Origin of the sequence: Bradyrhizobium ivorense, assembly GCF_900696085.1 — a bacterium.
GTDB lineage: Bacteria > Pseudomonadota > Alphaproteobacteria > Rhizobiales > Xanthobacteraceae > Bradyrhizobium > Bradyrhizobium ivorense.
The window spans coordinates 157,148-173,189 of the sequence record NZ_CAADFC020000016.1 but is presented as its reverse complement, the minus strand read 5'-3'; the positions used below and the strand labels follow the sequence as shown (position 1 = coordinate 173,189).

Annotated in this window: 17 protein-coding genes and 1 pseudogene; 3 read left to right on the top strand and 15 right to left on the bottom strand. The window is 66.1% G+C overall.

Features of this window, described 5'->3' with window-relative positions; genetic code table 11:
* Window positions 1-131: 131 nt before the first annotated feature.
* Window positions 132-1,040, top strand: coding sequence for a LysR family transcriptional regulator (locus CI41S_RS20655; RefSeq protein ID WP_139861348.1), 909 nt, complete (start codon window positions 132-134; stop codon window positions 1,038-1,040).
* Between the two features lie 36 nt (window positions 1,041-1,076).
* Here the strand turns inward: CI41S_RS20655 and CI41S_RS44505 are convergent.
* A pseudogene (locus CI41S_RS44505) lies at window positions 1,077-1,181 on the bottom strand (DUF2274 domain-containing protein); the annotation flags it as partial.
* Between the two features lie 25 nt (window positions 1,182-1,206).
* Between CI41S_RS44505 and CI41S_RS45380 the strand changes: the two are divergent.
* Window positions 1,207-1,365 (top strand): DUF2867 domain-containing protein, encoded by a 159-nt coding sequence (locus CI41S_RS45380; RefSeq protein WP_244626614.1) that lies wholly within the window; start codon window positions 1,207-1,209, stop codon window positions 1,363-1,365.
* Window positions 1,366-1,422: 57 nt separating this feature from the next.
* Here CI41S_RS45380 and CI41S_RS20640 read toward each other — a convergent pair whose 3' ends face one another.
* The gene (locus tag CI41S_RS20640) at window positions 1,423-1,986 is read right to left on the bottom strand and encodes a TetR/AcrR family transcriptional regulator (protein ID WP_139861346.1); all 564 of its coding nucleotides are present in this window, start codon (window positions 1,984-1,986) and stop codon (window positions 1,423-1,425) included.
* A gap of 145 nt (window positions 1,987-2,131) precedes the next feature.
* Between CI41S_RS20640 and CI41S_RS20635 the strand changes: the two genes are divergently transcribed.
* Complete coding sequence (locus CI41S_RS20635; protein WP_139861345.1) at window positions 2,132-3,538, top strand: amidase; 1,407 nt, start codon at window positions 2,132-2,134, stop codon at window positions 3,536-3,538.
* 26 nt (window positions 3,539-3,564) lie between these two features.
* On the opposite strand, the gene CI41S_RS20630 is transcribed toward CI41S_RS20635, so the two are convergent.
* The 13 genes from CI41S_RS20630 to CI41S_RS20570 all read right to left on the bottom strand — a co-directional run bounded on the left by CI41S_RS20630 (window position 3,565) and on the right by CI41S_RS20570 (window position 15,879).
* A complete protein-coding gene (locus CI41S_RS20630) occupies window positions 3,565-3,795 on the bottom strand; it encodes a DUF2274 domain-containing protein (RefSeq protein ID WP_139861344.1) in 231 nt (76 codons plus the stop codon).
* Between the two features lies 1 nt (window position 3,796).
* A complete protein-coding gene (locus CI41S_RS20625) occupies window positions 3,797-5,008 on the bottom strand; it encodes a TraB/TrbI/VirB10 family type IV secretion system protein (RefSeq protein ID WP_139861343.1) in 1,212 nt (403 codons plus the stop codon).
* The gene (trbG, locus tag CI41S_RS20620) at window positions 5,005-6,027 is read right to left on the bottom strand and encodes a P-type conjugative transfer protein TrbG (protein WP_244626687.1); all 1,023 of its coding nucleotides are present in this window, start codon (window positions 6,025-6,027) and stop codon (window positions 5,005-5,007) included. The genes CI41S_RS20625 and trbG overlap by 4 nt, the downstream gene beginning before the upstream one ends.
* 2 nt (window positions 6,028-6,029) lie before the next feature.
* On the bottom strand, window positions 6,030-6,713 hold the full coding sequence (gene trbF / locus CI41S_RS20615; RefSeq protein WP_054362435.1) for a conjugal transfer protein TrbF: 684 nt from the start codon (window positions 6,711-6,713) through the stop codon (window positions 6,030-6,032).
* Window positions 6,713-8,071 (bottom strand): P-type conjugative transfer protein TrbL, encoded by a 1,359-nt coding sequence (gene trbL / locus CI41S_RS20610; RefSeq protein WP_139861341.1) that lies wholly within the window; start codon window positions 8,069-8,071, stop codon window positions 6,713-6,715. Before trbL ends, trbF begins: the two co-directional genes overlap by 1 nt.
* A gap of 4 nt (window positions 8,072-8,075) precedes the next feature.
* Window positions 8,076-8,462: a putative entry exclusion protein TrbK-alt gene (gene trbK-alt / locus CI41S_RS20605; protein WP_139861340.1), complete on the bottom strand. Its 387-nt coding sequence runs from the start codon at window positions 8,460-8,462 to the stop codon at window positions 8,076-8,078.
* Window positions 8,463-8,472: 10 nt separating this feature from the next.
* Complete coding sequence (gene trbJ, locus CI41S_RS20600; protein WP_139861339.1) at window positions 8,473-9,237, bottom strand: P-type conjugative transfer protein TrbJ; 765 nt, start codon at window positions 9,235-9,237, stop codon at window positions 8,473-8,475.
* Entirely contained in the window at window positions 9,234-11,672 is a 2,439-nt protein-coding gene (gene trbE, locus CI41S_RS20595) for a conjugal transfer protein TrbE (RefSeq protein WP_139861338.1), read from the bottom strand. The genes trbJ and trbE overlap by 4 nt, the downstream gene beginning before the upstream one ends.
* A gap of 8 nt (window positions 11,673-11,680) precedes the next feature.
* Window positions 11,681-11,962: a VirB3 family type IV secretion system protein gene (locus tag CI41S_RS20590; RefSeq protein ID WP_139861337.1), complete on the bottom strand. Its 282-nt coding sequence runs from the start codon at window positions 11,960-11,962 to the stop codon at window positions 11,681-11,683.
* Window positions 11,962-12,294: a TrbC/VirB2 family type IV secretion system protein gene (locus CI41S_RS20585; protein ID WP_028745376.1), complete on the bottom strand. Its 333-nt coding sequence runs from the start codon at window positions 12,292-12,294 to the stop codon at window positions 11,962-11,964. Before CI41S_RS20585 ends, CI41S_RS20590 begins: the two co-directional genes overlap by 1 nt.
* A complete protein-coding gene (trbB, locus tag CI41S_RS20580; RefSeq protein WP_430650035.1) occupies window positions 12,291-13,226 on the bottom strand; it encodes a P-type conjugative transfer ATPase TrbB in 936 nt (311 codons plus the stop codon). The genes CI41S_RS20585 and trbB overlap by 4 nt, the downstream gene beginning before the upstream one ends.
* A gap of 216 nt (window positions 13,227-13,442) precedes the next feature.
* A complete protein-coding gene (locus CI41S_RS20575; protein ID WP_139861335.1) occupies window positions 13,443-13,877 on the bottom strand; it encodes a ribbon-helix-helix protein, CopG family in 435 nt (144 codons plus the stop codon).
* A 7-nt stretch (window positions 13,878-13,884) separates the two neighbouring features.
* Window positions 13,885-15,879 carry a conjugal transfer protein TraG gene (locus tag CI41S_RS20570; protein ID WP_139861334.1) on the bottom strand — a complete coding sequence of 665 codons (1,995 nt, stop codon included), beginning with the start codon at window positions 15,877-15,879 and terminating at the stop codon, window positions 13,885-13,887.
* Window positions 15,880-16,042 lie beyond the last annotated feature (163 nt).

Below are 16,042 nucleotides of genomic sequence, written 5' to 3'. Positions count from 1 at the left end.
CACCCGTCCCAGTGCGATCCGCACGCTTCATTTTCACCGCGTGGTGCCGCTTTCCAAGAAATGCCCGGTGCTAGGCAGTTAAGGAGACTTAAAAATGCTGCCAATGCAGAGCGCTCCGAAAGGAGTCGGCAGTGCCGGATATCGCCTTTGACTTGCGCTATCTGAGATACGCCATCCTTGCGGCCGAGCAAGGTAGCTTTCGACGCGCGGCAGAAATACTCTCAGTATCACAATCTACCGTTAGCCGACGAATACAGATACTGGAGCGCCGTGTTGGTATTCTGCTGTTTGATAGGCATCGGTCAGGCGCCCGCGCAACAATGGCAGGCGAGCGTTTCCTCAGAGAGGCTGCGGTTGGCGCGAAGCATCTCAACCAAGCTGTAAATACAATCGCCCAAGCCAAGCGCGGCTCCATCGGACTGCTGCGCATCGGCCTGATGGCCTGCCTGGCGAACGGTTTTCTGGGAGAGTTGCTCGCGGCTTATCACCGCCGCTTTCCAGCTATCGAGGTGATTTTCGAGGAGGCGACCTCTCAAATAAATGCCAGCGCTTTGTTGGACGGTCGGCTCGATGTCGCCTTCATGCCTGGAGATCCACAACTACCGGGGTGCCGAGTCGAAAGGCTGTGGGATGAAACAATTTTTCTCGCGGTTCCTGCGTCCCATCAGACCGCTTCCTTGGATGCGGTCAGCTGGGAAGCCGTGAGCCACGAGACGTTCCTTGTAAGGGCGGATGCAACAAGACCTGAGATAGAAGACTATCTCATGCGGCATCTGTGCGTATCCGGATTGAGCCCCAAGATTTCCGTTCAGCACATCGGCTGCGAGAATCTCCTGAGTATCGTTGCGCAGGGGTTCGGGATCACGCTTGCTACAAACTCGATCGTTGGCATCGCATACCCCGGAGTTCGCTTCGTCCCGATCGCCGGCGGCAAAGAGAGGTTGTCGTTCAGCGCGGTCTGGTCTGCAACCAATCAGAATCCCGCGCTCAAGCTCCTGATCGATATGAGTATCGAAAGGCGCATGAAAGCGAAGCGCTGAGACCCGTTGAGCAGCCGCAAGAGCGCAAGTTGGAACTCAGGCGGATTGGCAGCGCGCTTTCGCAAAACCGCGATCCGTGGCGATGAAGAGCTGGGCCATCGGGGCAATAAGCTTCGCTGGATCGGTGACCGGTTGTCCGGTCCGGCCGCGCCGGCTGATCGTCACCATGCTCGTCTTCTACAATCGCCTACTGGGCCGCGCCTACGTTGCCCTTATCGCGCCCTTCCATCGCATGGTCGTGCGCACCTCGCCCGATCGCGCGCACAAGCGCGGATGGCCGGGTGATAGCGGCCATCCGGCGGCTGCGCCGTCCCGACAGGTCTGAGGCACGCCAGCGGCACATCGGATTGGGCGTGGACGGGACTGAGCGACTGCCATTGATCTATGCCGGCAGAAGCCCTTTCGCCTGATAGGTTTCGATCAGCGCGTCAAACAAGGATATGTCCGAGCGGCTTCTCGCCATGAGCTGCGCTCCGGCGACCGCCGCAAAGATCGCGCGTGCCTGCGCCGCACTGTTCTCCAGACGCGCCGTACCGGCTGCGACAAGCACCTTGCTGATCCAGGCGATGTTGACGTCGGCAAAGGTCCGGACCTCTGCCGTCACCTCATCGGGAAGATCATCATGTTCCGCCGACATGAAGCTGCAGAGGCAAAGTCGATGTTCGCTCTCAAGCGATCTTCGGAAGATTTTGGGATATTCGCGTAAGGCGCTGATCGGATCGGCAGCCTCGTTGAGCAAGGTCTCGAGCTCGCTTTCGGTATCTTCCCAGTAGCGCCGCGCGACAGCGGCACCGAGGCCGGCCTTGCTGGGGAAGTGGTGGTAGATGCTCGCCGCCTTGATCCCGACCTGGTCTGCGAGATCGCGGTAATTCAGCCCACCATAACCATGTGCCTGAGCGATCCGCCTAGCAGTCGCCAAGATCGCTTCCTTTGAATTCGTCGTCATCTCAAAGCCTGAACAATCGGGCGATCGCCGCCCTGTCAAACGTTAGATAGGGCTTGACGGGCCAAAAAGAAAGGGATTGTGTGGCCTAACGAACGCCAGGTAGGGAAGCTGCCGGTTCGATATGAGGCAGACAAGAGAGAAAGTCATGAGCCAGAACATCATCTACGCCGATGCGACCAAACTCGCTGAACTGATCCGCAGCCGCGAGGTCTCGTCGGTCGAGGTCGTCAAGGCCCATCTGGACCGCATCCAGGCGGTGGACCCGAAGATCAACGCGATCGTCACGCTCGCTGGTGATGCTCTGGAAAGGGCCGAGGCGGCTGACGCGGCGGTCCGCGCGGGGGACGAACTCGGCGTCCTTCACGGCGTGCCGTTCACGGTCAAGGACTCGATCGATACCGCCGGTGTGCCGACACAACGCGGCTCGCCTATCTTCAAGGGCCGCACGCCCGATGCCGACGCCACCAGCGTCGCGCGGATGAAGAAGGCCGGCGGCATCCTGCTCGCCAAGACCAATCTTCCCGAATTCTCCTACTGGATCGAAAGCGACAATCTCCTTACCGGCCGGTCGAACAATCCCTGGGATCTGACCCGGACGCCAGGCGGTTCCAGCGGCGGCGAGTCGGCCGCGATCGCGGCGGGCATGTCGCCGATCGGCCTCGGCACCGACCTCGCCATCTCGGTGCGCGGCCCGGCGGCCCAGACCGGTATCTCGTCCATCAAGGCAACGCATGGCCGTGTCCCGATGACGGGCATTTATCCGCGCGCACCCCGCCGCTTCTGGCATGTGGGTCCGATGGCCCGCAGCATCCGCGACCTGGCGCTCGCCTTCTCGCAGCTTGCCGGTCCGGACGGCCAGGACGCCTTCGCCACTAGTACGGTCCAGTTCGACGCCGGCATCGGCCGCCAGCCTGATCGGCAGCTTCGCGTGGGCTGGCTGGTCGAGCCGGGCTTCGGACCGATCGACCCCGAGGTGGCAAAGGTGGTCGAAGCGGCTGCCGAAGCGCTCAAGAGCCTCGGAGTGCATGTCGAGCCGGTGCGTATTCCCGCGCTCGAGAAGGACTTCGCGCTTGACGTGTTCAACCGCATCCACGTGATGGAGATGAAGCGGGCCTTCGCGGAGGCAACCGACGGCCACGAAGACCAGATGTACAAGATGTCCAGGACGATGCTGTCGCTGCCCGACACCTCGATGGCGGACTTCGTCGAGGCCGAGCAGGCGGCGGAGCGCCTCCGGGATGGCTTTGCCGAGTATTTCCAGAGGTTCGATGCACTGATCACGCCGGTGCTGCCGCTCCCCGCCCACAAGCACGGCCAGGAGGAGTTCGTCATCAATGGCCGAACGGTCGACGCCACTTACTTGCAGGGTGCGACCGTGCCGCTCAACGTCACGGGCTTGCCGGGAATCTCGATGCGGTTCGGCACGAGCAGGGAAGGCATGCCGATCAACGTCCAGGTCGTCGGCAGCTGGCTGGCGGAATCGACGATCCTGGCGGTCGCGACACAATTGGAAAGCATCAGCACTGTCCGAGAGATGCGCCCGGAGCTTTGACGAGGACGGGGTGGCGGCCGGCTGCGCTATTCAGTTGTTGGGTTTGTCCGGCGTGCTTTGGCAAACCCACGATCGGTGGCGATGAAGCGCTGTACCATCGGCGCGATCAGTCTGGCGGGGTCGGTTACCGGCTGTCCGGTCTCGCGGGCCAGGACCTCGGCATAGGCGACAAGATCCCGGTGCAAGGGCGCCGGCAACTCGACGGTCACCTTGATCGGCTTATCATCGGCGATGGCGCCGAGCTTCAGCTTGGTCATTTCAGCCTCCGTAAGGTTCGAGCACCAGATCGCGGGTGACGATCACGCGCACCGGGAAGCCCGGCCGGATTGTCAGGGTCGGCGCAATGTTGAGCTGACGCCGGATGATTTGCTGTCCCGCGTCGTTGATCGTGTCCTGGCCGCCGTTGCGAATCGCCTGGATTAGCCGGTCGTCGTCGTTAGTCGCCAGCTCGGCGCCGACGCTCAGAAGCGTAGAGAGGCCGGCGGCCTTGGCGAGATCCCACCAGTGGTAGTCGACACCGTCCTGCAGGCCGGCATAGCCCTCGGCATCGGCGCCGGGCTGTCGCTCGAGAACGATGCTGCGGCCATTCGGGAAGATCAGCCGGTTCCACACCAGCAGGACGCGGCTTTGCCCGAACTGGACGTTGTTGTCGTACTGACCCACGACGCGCGTTCCCTGCGGCACTAGCAGGATGCGGCCGGTCGGACTGTCATAGATGTTCTCGGTGACCTGGGCCGTGATCTGGCCCGGCAGATCGGACCGGATGCCGGTGATCAGCGCTGCCGAGATGACCGCGCCCGCCTGCAGGATGTTCGGCGACGCCGGTGCGGCGATCCGGTCGGCCGCAACGGTGCGCCGGTCAACCGGCGCGTTGAGGAATGCTTGTTGCCGCTCCTGCGCCGTCGGCGTCGCCGCTGGCGGCGCGAGGCCAAGGCTCGTTAGATCGGGCTGCGCAGGGGGCGGCGCGCTCGTCGTCGTTGTCGGTGCCGTATTACGCGCTTCTGACGCCGCGAACAGCCGACTGGTCCGCGCCGTCTCGATCTCCTGGAGACGGCGCTGCTCCTCCGCGCTCATGCCTGGCTGCGCGGGCGTGACGCCGGGCGCCGGCACGGGCTGCCCGCGGTTTTGGGCCGCGACGATCGGCCGGCCAAGATCGCCGGGCAGTGGTGGCCCGAGCTGGGGTACGACGGTATAGTCGCGCGGCAGACCCTGAAGGCCGTCTGCGGTCGAGCGGTTGTCGGTCGAATAGAGTTCCTCGGGCGCCCGGCCGCCGTTGCGGGTCTGGAGCGCATAGACCAGCGCGCCGCCAAGGCCGAGGCTCGTCGCCAGGCCGAGCCCGGCGAGCACCTTGCGCGACAGCCGCGTGACACGCGGAGCTTCGGCACGCAGCCGCATCGGTGCGGCCGCCTCCGGCGCCGATCCCGTAAGCGGCGCGGCGGCTTCCTCTTCCTCGTTCCGGTCGTCGCTCACGATGCGGGCCTCCCGTCGGTGCGGGTGATCCGGACGCGCTTCTGCGTGTCGCCGGAGCCGAAGCGCAGTTCGGCGGCTGCGAACAAGCGGTCGACGATCATGTAGTTGTTCCGGACCCGGTAGTTGACGAGTTCAGAGGTGGTGCCCTCTGCGCCGACGACGAAGAGCGGCGGCATTTCGCCCTGACCGATGCCCCGGGGGAATTCGATGAAGACCTGCCGACCGTCGTCGTAGGCCCGCAGCGGCCGCCATGCGGCGCGGTCCCCGGTCACCTCGTAGCGGAAGTTGATGCGCGAGAGATCGACGCCGGTCGCCACCGGCTGGGTCGCCTGCGCTTCAGCGTTCTGGCGGCGGAGCGCAATGAGCTGGTCCTGCGGATATTGCCAGGAGACGGAGGCCATATAGGTGCGCTCGGTCGAGCGCAGCTCCATGTGGTAGGTGCGCAGGTTGGTGTTGATGACGAGATTGGTCATCAGATCGGCCCGTGTCGGCTTCACCAGGATGTGGACTTGGCTAGCGGCGCCGGAACCGCTCTGCGTGTCGCCAATAATCCAGCGCACCGTGTCGCCGGCAGCCACCGGGCCGGAGCCGACGAGCTGCTCGCCGGGCTGGAGCGCGATATCCGTGATCTGCCCAACGGCGGTGTAAACCTGATAGAGCGCCCCTTGCGTGAAGGGGTAGACCTGCATCGAATTGATGAAGCCGTTGCGGACCGGTTGCATGCGCGCCGCCGCGTTCGCTTGGTTCACGCGCGCGGTGGGATCGGTGGGCTCTGGCGTCGAGCGCGATGGCTCGACCGGCTTCATCTGGCCGGGCAGCGGCAGGGGGCGCGGTAGCTCGACCACCGTGACGGGTGCCGGCGGATCGACGGTCTGCACGGCGGCAGGCGCATCGTCATAGCTGATCTCGGGCGGCTTTTGCGTCGTCGCGCAGCCGGCAAGCGCCGTGGCGGAAAGCAGTAAAACCGCCAATGTGTGAGTACGGAAAGCCGGTTCTCCGGCTTTACGGAAAATCGGCATCGTCATTGCCCCAGCTCCCGTGACCATGAAATTGCGTTGACGTAGATCCCCAGCGGATTGGCGCGCAGCCGGTCGGCATTGCGCGGAATCTGGACGACGATCGTGAGGATCGCGGTCCATCGGGTCGTGTCGGCGAGCTGGCCGTTCTCGTAGCGGCGCTCGGTCCATGCGACACGGAAGCTGTCGGGCGACGCGCGGATCACGCTCGAGACGTCGACCGCGATCTGCTGACGGCCGACCTTGGTGAAGGGATCGTTGGAACGCGCGTAGTCGTTGAGCGCCGCTGCTCCCCGGTCTGTTGTGAAGTCGTAGGCGCGCAGCCAGTTTTGGCGGACGATGATGGCGTCGGCCGGGATCGAGCGGACCTGCTCGATGAAGCGCGCGAGGTGGAACGCGATCTGGGGGTCGGTCGGTTGGTAGTCCGCCGTCGCCGGCGCGATCGCCTGGGCCTGGCCGAGCCGGTCGGTCTGAACGACCCAGGGAACGACGGTGCCGCGCGCCGACTGCCAGACCAGCGCCGCCGCGAACCCGGCCGACAGGAAGAGCGACCCGAACGCCATGTAGCGCCAGTTGCGCGCCTGGACGCGGGCAGAGCCGATGCGGTCGTCCCAGACCTGGGCGGCACGCTGGTACGGTGTCTCGGGTTCGGGAGCTTTTCCATAGTGGGTCGAGGGTCGTCGAAACATCAGCGGTCACCTTCGGAGAGATTGATGGAGGAGCCGCCGCCGTGGCTGTCGCCGCTGCGCACCGCATGGATGGTGGTCGAGACGGCGTGGCTCATCTGTTGCGAGCGCTTCATGCGGCGGGCCCAGGCGGGCGGTTGATCACCGCCACCGGCAGGGCTTGGAGCGGCGTCGTTGGCAGCTTCGCCAACGGTGCCCATGGTCGAGGAGCCCCCGGTTGCCTCAAAGGCGGACCGGGCTCCATCGGCGAAGCTGGAGCGCATGCTCGACGACGCGCGCTCGGCAGCGCGCCGAAGCGGTGACGTGGCTGCGGAACCGGCGGCCCGGGCGACGCCGCCCAGGCCGCTCGCCACGCCCGAGGCGCCCGTCTGCCCTGCGGCGCCGAGGCTGTATGCGGTGGAAGCTCCGCCCGCGAGGGCAGCGCCCCCGCGGGCGGCGGCAGCGGCGCCTCCTGCGAGCGCCGCACCTCCGGAAGCGACGGCGCCGACTGTGGCAGCTCCGGCCGCGACCATGCCACCTGCGGCAAGCCCGGTTCCGACCGCAGCGCCGGCGCCGAGCTGCGGGCCTCCGGACACGAGGCCGTTGGCGATGCCGGGGCCGAAGATGCCGAGGCCAAGCAAGGTCAATGCCGCGAGCACGATCGCCATCGCCTCGTCGATCGTCGGTGTGCGGCCGCCGAAACCGGCAGTGAATTCGGAGAAGAGGCTCGATCCGATGCCGATGATGACGCCGAGGACTAGCACCTTGATGCCGGAGGAGATGACGTTGCCGAGCACGCGCTCGGCCATGAAGGCGCTCTTGCCGAAGAGACCGAAGGGGATGAGCACGAAACCGGCGAGCGTGGTCAGCTTGAATTCGATCAGGGTGACGAAGAGCTGGATGGCGAGGATGAAGAAGGCGAGCAGCACCAGCGCCCAGGCGAGCAGCATCACCGCTATCTGGATGAAGTTCTCGAAGAAGCTCCAGTAGCCCATGAGATCGGAGATGGAATCTAGCAGCGGCCGGCCCGCATCGAGGCCTGTCTGCGCGACGCGGCCGGGACGCATCATGTCGGCCACCGTGAAGCCGGTGCCGGATGCCTTCAGCCCGAGCCCGGCGAAGCTCTCGAAGATGATCCGCGCCAGGTTGTTCCAGTTGCCGATCAGGTAGGCGAAGACGCCGACGAAAAGCGTCTTCTTGACCAGGCGCGCCATGATGTCGTCGTCGGCACCCCAGCTCCAGAACAGCGCGGCGAGCGTCACGTCGATCACGATCAGCGTGGTGGCGATGAAGGCCACTTCGCCGCTGAGGAGGCCAAAGCCGCTATCGATGTAGCGGGTGAAGACCTCCAGGAAATGGTCGATGACGCCCGTGCCGCCCATGATCTCAACGCGCCTCGTTCGTGTGAGAGTCGATATCCGGCGCGGTCTCGTTGACGACGCGGTCGCGGGCGGACGGAGGGTTCTGCGGCTGACGATGCGGGCCTGGCGCCTGCGGCGCCGGTTGCGCCTGCAGGGCCTGCGACGGTTTCAGGAAGCGGTCGCGGTTGTCCGCCCAGGCCTGAAGGCAGGCGGGATCGCGGGTGCCGGCTTCCCCGAGTTCCTGGCAGCGCCGCAGCTCGATCTTCAGCGGGTCGGCGCCCGTTTCGGTCGCCGCGGCGGTGCTGCGATAGAGCGGCGGTTCGTCCTTGCGGGAGAGTTCGATGGCCGTCGCCGTGATCGCGAAGGTCACGAAGCCGATGGCGCCGACACGCGCGAGAAGCTTTCCGTCCATCGCCGCGCCCTCAGTTGCTGCCTGGGAACATTTGCGCGTTGCCGGGCTGGTAGCCGGCGCCCGGCGTCAGGAAGCGGCGGCGCTGCTCGCGGCCCTGTTCGGCCGCAGCGGACCGCTCGGCCTCGGCGAGCGCCTGGGACCGACCGTTGGCGGAGACGACGGCGGTGAGATCGGCGAGCTGCTGGGCCTGAAGCGCGAGAAGCTGGTTGCCGGCCTGCGTCGCCTGCAAGGCGCCGGTCGCACCCTGGCTCTGGCCGACCAGCGCCGACATCTGCGTGCGGTTGGTGTCGATATTGCCGACCACGCCGGCCTGGACGCGCATCGCGTCCTGGAGGCCCGAGACCGTGTTGTTCCAGCGTTCCTTCGCCTGGGCGAGGAGTTGCTGGTCCGACGCGCTCATCGAGGCGCTGCCGGCGCTGTAGTTGGTGCGGAAGGCCTGGTCGATGTTCTGGACGTTGTAGGCGATGCGTTGGGCCTCGCCGAGGAGCTGCTGGGTCCGTTGAACCGACTGCTGAAGCTGCTGGAGGGAGGAGAACGGCAGGCTCGTGAGGTTGCGCGCCTGGTTGATCAGCATCGTCGCTTCGTTCTGAAGCGACGTGATCTGGTTGTTGATCTGCTGCAGCGCGCGGGTCGCCGACAGCAGGTTCTGCGCGTAGTTGGTGGGATCATAGACGATCCACTGGGCCGAGGCCGGCGCGATCAGCACCGGCGACATCGACAGCGGCGCAGCGAGAATGACGGCGGCGAGCGCCGCGCGAGGGACACGCAGTTTCATGGCTGACTCTCCAGGTTGGTGAGGTTGGGAATGAGGTCTGCCGCCCAATCCACGCCGCGATGGCGCAGCCACGCCGCGAGGAAGCCCTCGCGGCCGTGTTCGGCGACGATCCGGTCGATGGCCGCCTGGTCGGTCTTGGAGGACGCCGCGCAGAGCGCCAGCGCGACGTCGGCAAGGCCCAGCTCGAACAGTCGATTGCCCCTGCGGCTCTGGCAGTAATAGTCCCGCTTGGGCATGGCCCTGGCGAGGATCTCGATCTGTCGGTCGTTGAGGCCGAAGCGCCGGTAGATCGCGGTGATCTGCGGCTCGATCGCCCGTTCGTTCGGCAGCAGGAGCCGGGTCTGGCAGCTCTCGATGATGGCAGGCGCGATCGCGGAGCCGTCGATGTCGGAGAGCGACTGCGTGGCGAAGACGACGCTGGCGTTCTTCTTGCGCAGCGTCTTCAGCCACTCGCGGAGCTGGCCGGCGAAGCCTTCGTCGTCGAGGGCAAGCCAGCCTTCGTCGACGATGATCAACGTCGGCTCGCCGTTCAGCCGGTCCTCGATGCGGTGGAACAGATAGGAGAGGACGGCCGGGGCCGCGGCCGTCCCGATCAAACCTTCCGTCTCGAAGGCCTGGACGGTGGCGATACCGAGATGCTCGCTCTCGGCGTCGAGCAGGCGGCCATAGGGTCCACCGACGCAGTATGGACGCAGCGCCTGCTTCAGGTCGTTCGACTGCAGCAGCACCGACAAGCCGGTCATCGTGCGTTCGGCGACGGGCGCGCTGGCCAGCGACGATAGAGCGGTCCAGATCAGCTCCTTGACGTCGGGCGTGACCTGAATGGTCTCTCGCATCAGGATTGCGACGATCCAATCGGCGGCCCAAGCGCGTTCGGCTGCCTCGTCGATTCGGGAGAGCGGCTGAAGCGCGACGCTGTCGGCTGAGCCCTCGGTCAAGCCGCCGCCAAGATCGTGCCAGTCGCCGCCCATGGCGATGGCGGCGGCACGGATCGAGCCGCCGAAGTCGAATGCGAAGACCTGCGCTCCCTCGTAGCGGCGAAACTGCAGCGCCATCAACGCGAGCAGCACGGACTTGCCCGCGCCGGTCGGGCCGACCACCAAGGTGTGGCCGACGTCGCCGACGTGAATGGAGAACCGGAACGGGGTGGACCCTTCGGTCTTGCCGTACAGCAAGGGGGGTGCACCAAAGTGCTCATCCCGTTCCGGCCCCGCCCACACCGCCGAAAGCGGGATTATGTGGGCGAGATTGAGCGTCGAGATCGGCGGCTGACGGACATTGGCGTAGACGTGGCCCGGCAGCGAGCCGAGCCAGGCATCCGCCGCGTTGATCGTCTCGGGCATCGCGGTGAAGTCGCGTCCCTGGATCACCTTTTCGACGAGACGGAGCTTCTCCGACGCGGCGCGGGGATCGCTGTCCCAAACGGCGATCGTGGCGGTGACATAGGCTTGGCCGGCATAGTCGGCGCCGAGTTCTTGGAGCGCCAGATCGGCATCGGCGGCCTTATTGGCGGCGTCGGTGTCGACCAGGGCGCTCGCCTCATTGGTCATCACCTCCTTGAGGATCGCGGCGATCGACTTGCGCTTGGCGAACCACTGTCGGCGGATCTTGGTCAGAAGCTTCGTGGCGTCGGTCTTGTCGAGCAGGATCGCCCGCGTCGACCAACGATACGGAAAGGCGAGCCGGTTGAGATCGTCGAGGATGCCGGGCGTCGTCGCTGTCGGGAATCCGACGACCGTCAGGATGCGCAGATGCGCCTCGGCGAGGCGCGGCTCGAGCCCGCCGGTCAGCGGCTGGTCGGCGACCAGCGCGTCGAGATACATCGGCGTCTCGGGAACGCGCACGCGGTAGCGCTTCGTCGAGACGGTCGAGTGCAGATAGGTCAGCGTTTCGACATCATCGAGCCACGCGCATTCCGGCATGAAGGCTTCGACGAGCTGCAGGATGCGGTCGGTGCGGTCGACGAAGCCGCGCAGCGCTTCCCAGGCATCCACTCCGCGCTCGGCCTTGCCCTCGTAGAGCCAGCTTTCGGCACGCGCAGCATCCTCGGCCGGCGGTAGGAAGGTGAAGGTCAGGAAGTAACTCGACTCGTAGTGGACGGCGTCTTCTTCGAAGTCGGCTTTGCGCTCGGCCTCGACCATGGCCGAGGCGGCGTCGGGAAACTGGCTCGCCGGATAGGCGCCGACGGCGTGACGTTGCGCCTCGACGAAGATCGCCCAGCCGCTGCCGAGTCGACGGAAGGCGCTGTTGAGGCGACCCGCGACGGCAACCAGCTCGGCCTGCACGGCGGAGTCGAGGTCGGGTCCGCGGAACCGCGCGCTGCGCTGAAACGAGCCGTCCTTGTTGAGGACGACGCCGGGAGCGACCAGCGCCGCCCATGGTAGGAAGTCAGCGAGCCGGGTCGAGGTGCGGCGGTATTCGGCGAGGTTCATCATGGCGCGCCTCAGACGTTCAGGTGACCGGGGATGCGGAGGTGCCGGCGGCCGACGTCGACGAATTGCGGGTCGCGCTTGGCCGCCCAGACGGCGGCGAAATGGCCGATGGCCCAGAGACCGAGGCCAACCAGCCAGAGGCGAAGACCGAGACCGAGAGCGGCGGCGAGCGTGCCGTTGAGGATGGCGAGGGCGCGAGGTGCACCGCCGAGCAGGATGTGCTCGGTCAGTGCCCGATGGACCGGGACGGTGTAGCCCGGCACGTCGCCGCCGCTCTCGATCAGGCCCGCCATCAGACGAGCGCCCCGCCGCCGAACGAGAAGAAGGACAGGAAGAAGCTCGACGCGGCGAAGGCGATCGACAGGCCGAAGACGATCTGGATCAGGCGGCGGAAGCCGCCCGAGGTGTCGCCGAACGCGAGCGTCAGGCCAGTGACGATGATGATGATCACCGCGATGATCTTGGCGACCGGCCCCTCGATGGATTCGAGGATCGATTGCAGCGGCGCTTCCCACGGCATCGAGGAGCCGGAAGCGTGGGCGGCCGGGGCCAGCAGGACACTGGCCAGGAGGACGGATGCGGCTGTCGCCACATGGCGACGAAAATGCAGGGCACGGCGGATCATGCGGGTTCTCCTTCGGGGGGCTGGGTTGCGGGGCGGACGCGGTAATCGCCGTCGGGGCTGAGCCCTTCGACGCGACCGAGTTCGGCCAGGCGCCGGGTCGAGCCGCGGCCCGAAAGGACCGCGACGAGATCGATCGTCTCGGCGATCAGCGCGCGCGGTACCGTGACGACGGCTTCCTGGATGAGCTGCTCGAGGCGGCGCAGCGCGCCAAGCGCGGTGCCGGCGTGGATGGTGCCGACCCCACCGGGGTGGCCGGTGCCCCAGGCTTTCAGCAGGTCGAGCGCCTCGGCGCCGCGCACCTCGCCGATGGGGATACGGTCAGGCCGCAGGCGAAGCGAGGAGCGGACAAGATCGGAGAGCGTTGCGACGCCGTCCTTGGTCCGCATAGCGACAAGGTTCGGCGCGGAGCATTGTAGCTCGCGGGTGTCCTCGATCAGCACCACGCGGTCGGAGGTCTTCGATACTTCGGCGAGCAGTGCGTTGGTGAGCGTGGTCTTGCCGGTCGAGGTGCCGCCGGCAACCAGGATGTTGCGGCGATCGGCGACCGCCTGGCGCAAGATGTCCGCCTGCGCGGCGGACATGACGCCCGTCCAGACGTAGTCATCGAGGGTGAATATCGCGACGGCGGGCTTGCGGATCGCGAAGGCCGGCGCCGCGACCACGGGCGGCAGCAGACCCTCGAACCGCTCGCCTGTTTCCGGTAGCTCGGCCGAGACGCGGGGATTTCCGGCGTGGACTTCCGCACCGACATGGTGGGCGACTAGGCGCACGATGCGCTCGCCGTCGGCCGCCGAGAGCCGCTCGCCCGTGTCGGACAAGCCTTCCGAGAGGCGGTCGACCCAGAGACGGCCGTCAGGGTTGAGCATCACCTCGACAACGCTGGCGTCTCCGAGGAAGCCGGCGATGGCAGGGCCAAGTGCGGTCCGCAGCATGCGGGCTCCGCGAAGTATCGCCTCGGATTTCTCGGAAGGAGCGGCCACGTCGTCCCCGTTCTTTGCGGGACCGCGTCAGGCCGTCCCTGGATCGGGGATGATTAAGAGAACCGGAATTCGGTCATCGGCAACAGGTTGTTTTGCTTGTCGTACTGTGGCGTACAAAAACAGGCGATCGGCGGAATTGCCGAATACTTGAGTTGCCGCAATCGCTGCTTATTGCGCGTCGCGCGCGGGATCGATGTCCTCTGAAATCTCCTGCCGCAGCCTCGGTCCTTTGGCGAGTCTGCGGCCAAGCGCTGCGACGAACGCATCGTATCGCTCGCCGGCCTGGGCGCGTGCTGCCGCCTGCGCCGGTTCTGGCAATGGCGGGTTGGTCGTCAGCCAGAAGCGCACAAAGACGGCGAACATCTCCACCGAGATGCCGAGGTCACGCTCCATGCGGGTCATGCGACGGTCGAGCTGGTCGAGGCGTTTGGTCGTCGCCGCTTCCTGGCGCTCGGCAGCATCCGGGGAGAGGAAGGATGCAATCGCCGCCTCGGCGATCAGCGACCGCGACTGATCGCGCCGGGCCGCATGGGCCGCGAGCGCCTTCATCACCTCGGGTTCGAGATAGACTGACAAGCGCTGTTTCTTTGCCGGATTTGTCATGGGCGCCTCACAGTTCCATGCCGTCGTTCGGATCGAGCGAGACCTGACGCGCCACGCCCTGCATGATCTGGTTGGTGCGGCTGATCCGGGCCGTGTCGTCATCGGCCTCGTCGTCGAAGCCGCCGTCGAATTCGTTCTCGATCGGCGCCTTCTTTTCGACGGGCGCGGCGCGTTCCAGCTCTGGCTGGCGACGCCGTTCGGATCCGGTCGGATCTTCGTCGGCGCCGTCCTCGGCGACTGCCGCGTCGGCCGACACCATGCTCGCGGGCCGGGCCGGAAGCGGCAGCTTGCTCCAGTCGTCCTTCCCAGGCTGGGTTGGCCGTGTGAGAGCCGGCGGCGGCATGATCCGATCCTTGAACCGGCGATCCTCGTAGTAGCGGGCCTTCTTCGCGCGGATCGGCGGCGTGCCAGCGACCATGACAATCTCGTCAGCGGGCGGGAGCTGCATGATTTCGCCGGGGGTGAGAAGCGGCCTGGCGGTCTCCGACCGCGACACCATCAAGTGGCCGAGCCAGGGCGAGAGACGATGGCCGGCATAGTTGCGCATGGCGCGCATCTCGGTCGCGGTGCCGAGTGCGTCGGAGACGCGCTTGGCGGTCCGTTCGTCGTTTGTTGCGAAGCTGACGCGGACGTGGCAGTTGTCGAGGATCGAGTTGTTCGGCCCGTAGGCCTTCTCGATCTGGTTCAGCGACTGCGCGATCAGGAACGCCTTCAACCCATAGCCCGCCATGAAGGCGAGCGCGGATTCGAAGAAGTCGAGCCGGCCGAGCGCGGGGAACTCGTCGAGCATCAGGAGCAGCCGATGCCGGTTGCCCTTGGCTTTGAGATCCTCGGTCAGACGCCGACCGATCTGGTTGAGGATGAGGCGAATGAGCGGCTTGGTCCGGGCGATGTCCGACGGCGGCACAACTAGGTAGAGGCTGGTCGGCCGCCTGGCGCCGACGATGTCAGCGATGCGCCAGTCGCAGCGGCGCGTCACCTCGGCGACGACGGGATCGCGATAGAGGCCGAGGAACGACATGGCGGTCGAGAGCACGCCGGAGCGTTCGTTGTCGGACTTGTTGAGCAGCTCGCGGGCGGCCGACGCGATTACCGGATGCGGTCCGCTCTCCCCGAGATGGGCGGTCTTCATCATCGCCGCCAAGGTGGACTCGATCGGCCGCTTCGGATCGGAGAGGAAGGCGGCGACGCCGGCGAGCGTCTTGTCCTCCTCCGCGTAGAGGACATGCAGGATCGCGCCTACCAGGAGTGCGTGGCTGGTTTTCTCCCAGTGGTTCCGCTTTTCGAGGCTGCCTTCGGGGTCGACCAAAATGTCGGCGATGTTCTGCACATCGCGGACCTCCCACTCGCCACGGCGCACCTCGAGCAGCGGATTGTAGGCGGCCGACTTCGCGTTGGTCGGGTCGAAGAGGAGCACGCGGCCATGTCGGGCGCGGAAGCCGGCGGTCAGCGTCCAGTTCTCACCCTTGATGTCGTGGACGATCGCCGAGCCCGGCCAGGTCAGTAGCGACGGCACGACAAGGCCGACGCCCTTGCCGGAGCGGGTGGGCGCGAAGCACAGCACATGCTCGGGTCCATCGTGCCGAAGATAAGCGTGGTCGAACTTGCCGAGCACCACGCCGTCCTCGCCGAGCAGGCCGGCGCCGCGCACTTCGTCATGGCGGGCCCAGCGCGCCGAGCCGAAGGTCTCGGCGTTCTTCGCCTCGCGGGCTCGCCACACCGACATGCCGATGGCGACGGCGATCGAGATGAAGCCGCCGGACGCTGCGATATAGGCGCCCTCGACGAAGATCGGCGGCGCATAGGCGTCGTAGAAGTACCACCAGGGAAAGAAGGACCACGGATAGTAGATCGGCCAATGACCGAGCATGAACCATGGCGGCCCAAGCTGTGGCTGGAAGCCGAGCCTGTAGGCCGTCCATTGCGTAGCGGCCCATGTCGTCAGGATGACGATGACAAATACGGTTAGGATTTGTCCCCAGAGGATCTTGGTGGCGGACATTTCTCATCTCCAAGCGATTGTGTGGGATTGAACGGAACGGGCGGCGTCATCTGATGCTAATCGCGCGCGATCTTTCGCCTCTGCTATCGAACCTGATCCGGAACAGGCGTATGCTTCCGTGGAAGGGCGCCCCGACTGTCGGCAGGAGCCAAAGGGGGCTGCG

Excerpts from the sequence above, each read along its gene's own strand:
- trbL (WP_139861341.1), bottom strand. The coding sequence starts at position 8,071 with ATGGGCGGCACGGGCGTCATCGACCATTTCCTGGAGGTCTTCACCCGC.
- trbE (WP_139861338.1), bottom strand. The coding sequence starts at position 11,672 with ATGATGAACCTCGCCGAATACCGCCGCACCTCGACCCGGCTCGCTGAC.
- CI41S_RS20630 (WP_139861344.1), bottom strand. The coding sequence starts at position 3,795 with ATGACCAAGCTGAAGCTCGGCGCCATCGCCGATGATAAGCCGATCAAG.
- trbK-alt (WP_139861340.1), bottom strand. The coding sequence starts at position 8,462 with ATGGACGGAAAGCTTCTCGCGCGTGTCGGCGCCATCGGCTTCGTGACC.
- CI41S_RS20570 (WP_139861334.1), bottom strand. The coding sequence starts at position 15,879 with ATGTCCGCCACCAAGATCCTCTGGGGACAAATCCTAACCGTATTTGTC.
- CI41S_RS45380 (WP_244626614.1), top strand. The coding sequence starts at position 1,207 with ATGCTCGTCTTCTACAATCGCCTACTGGGCCGCGCCTACGTTGCCCTT.
- CI41S_RS20575 (WP_139861335.1), bottom strand. The coding sequence starts at position 13,877 with ATGACAAATCCGGCAAAGAAACAGCGCTTGTCAGTCTATCTCGAACCC.
- trbB (WP_430650035.1), bottom strand. The coding sequence starts at position 13,226 with ATGCTGCGGACCGCACTTGGCCCTGCCATCGCCGGCTTCCTCGGAGAC.
- trbJ (WP_139861339.1), bottom strand. The coding sequence starts at position 9,237 with ATGAAACTGCGTGTCCCTCGCGCGGCGCTCGCCGCCGTCATTCTCGCT.
- trbG (WP_244626687.1), bottom strand. The coding sequence starts at position 6,027 with ATGCCGATTTTCCGTAAAGCCGGAGAACCGGCTTTCCGTACTCACACA.
- CI41S_RS20640 (WP_139861346.1), bottom strand. The coding sequence starts at position 1,986 with ATGACGACGAATTCAAAGGAAGCGATCTTGGCGACTGCTAGGCGGATC.
- trbF (WP_054362435.1), bottom strand. The coding sequence starts at position 6,713 with ATGTTTCGACGACCCTCGACCCACTATGGAAAAGCTCCCGAACCCGAG.
- CI41S_RS20585 (WP_028745376.1), bottom strand. The coding sequence starts at position 12,294 with ATGATCCGCCGTGCCCTGCATTTTCGTCGCCATGTGGCGACAGCCGCA.
- CI41S_RS20590 (WP_139861337.1), bottom strand. The coding sequence starts at position 11,962 with ATGGCGGGCCTGATCGAGAGCGGCGGCGACGTGCCGGGCTACACCGTC.
- CI41S_RS20635 (WP_139861345.1), top strand. The coding sequence starts at position 2,132 with ATGAGCCAGAACATCATCTACGCCGATGCGACCAAACTCGCTGAACTG.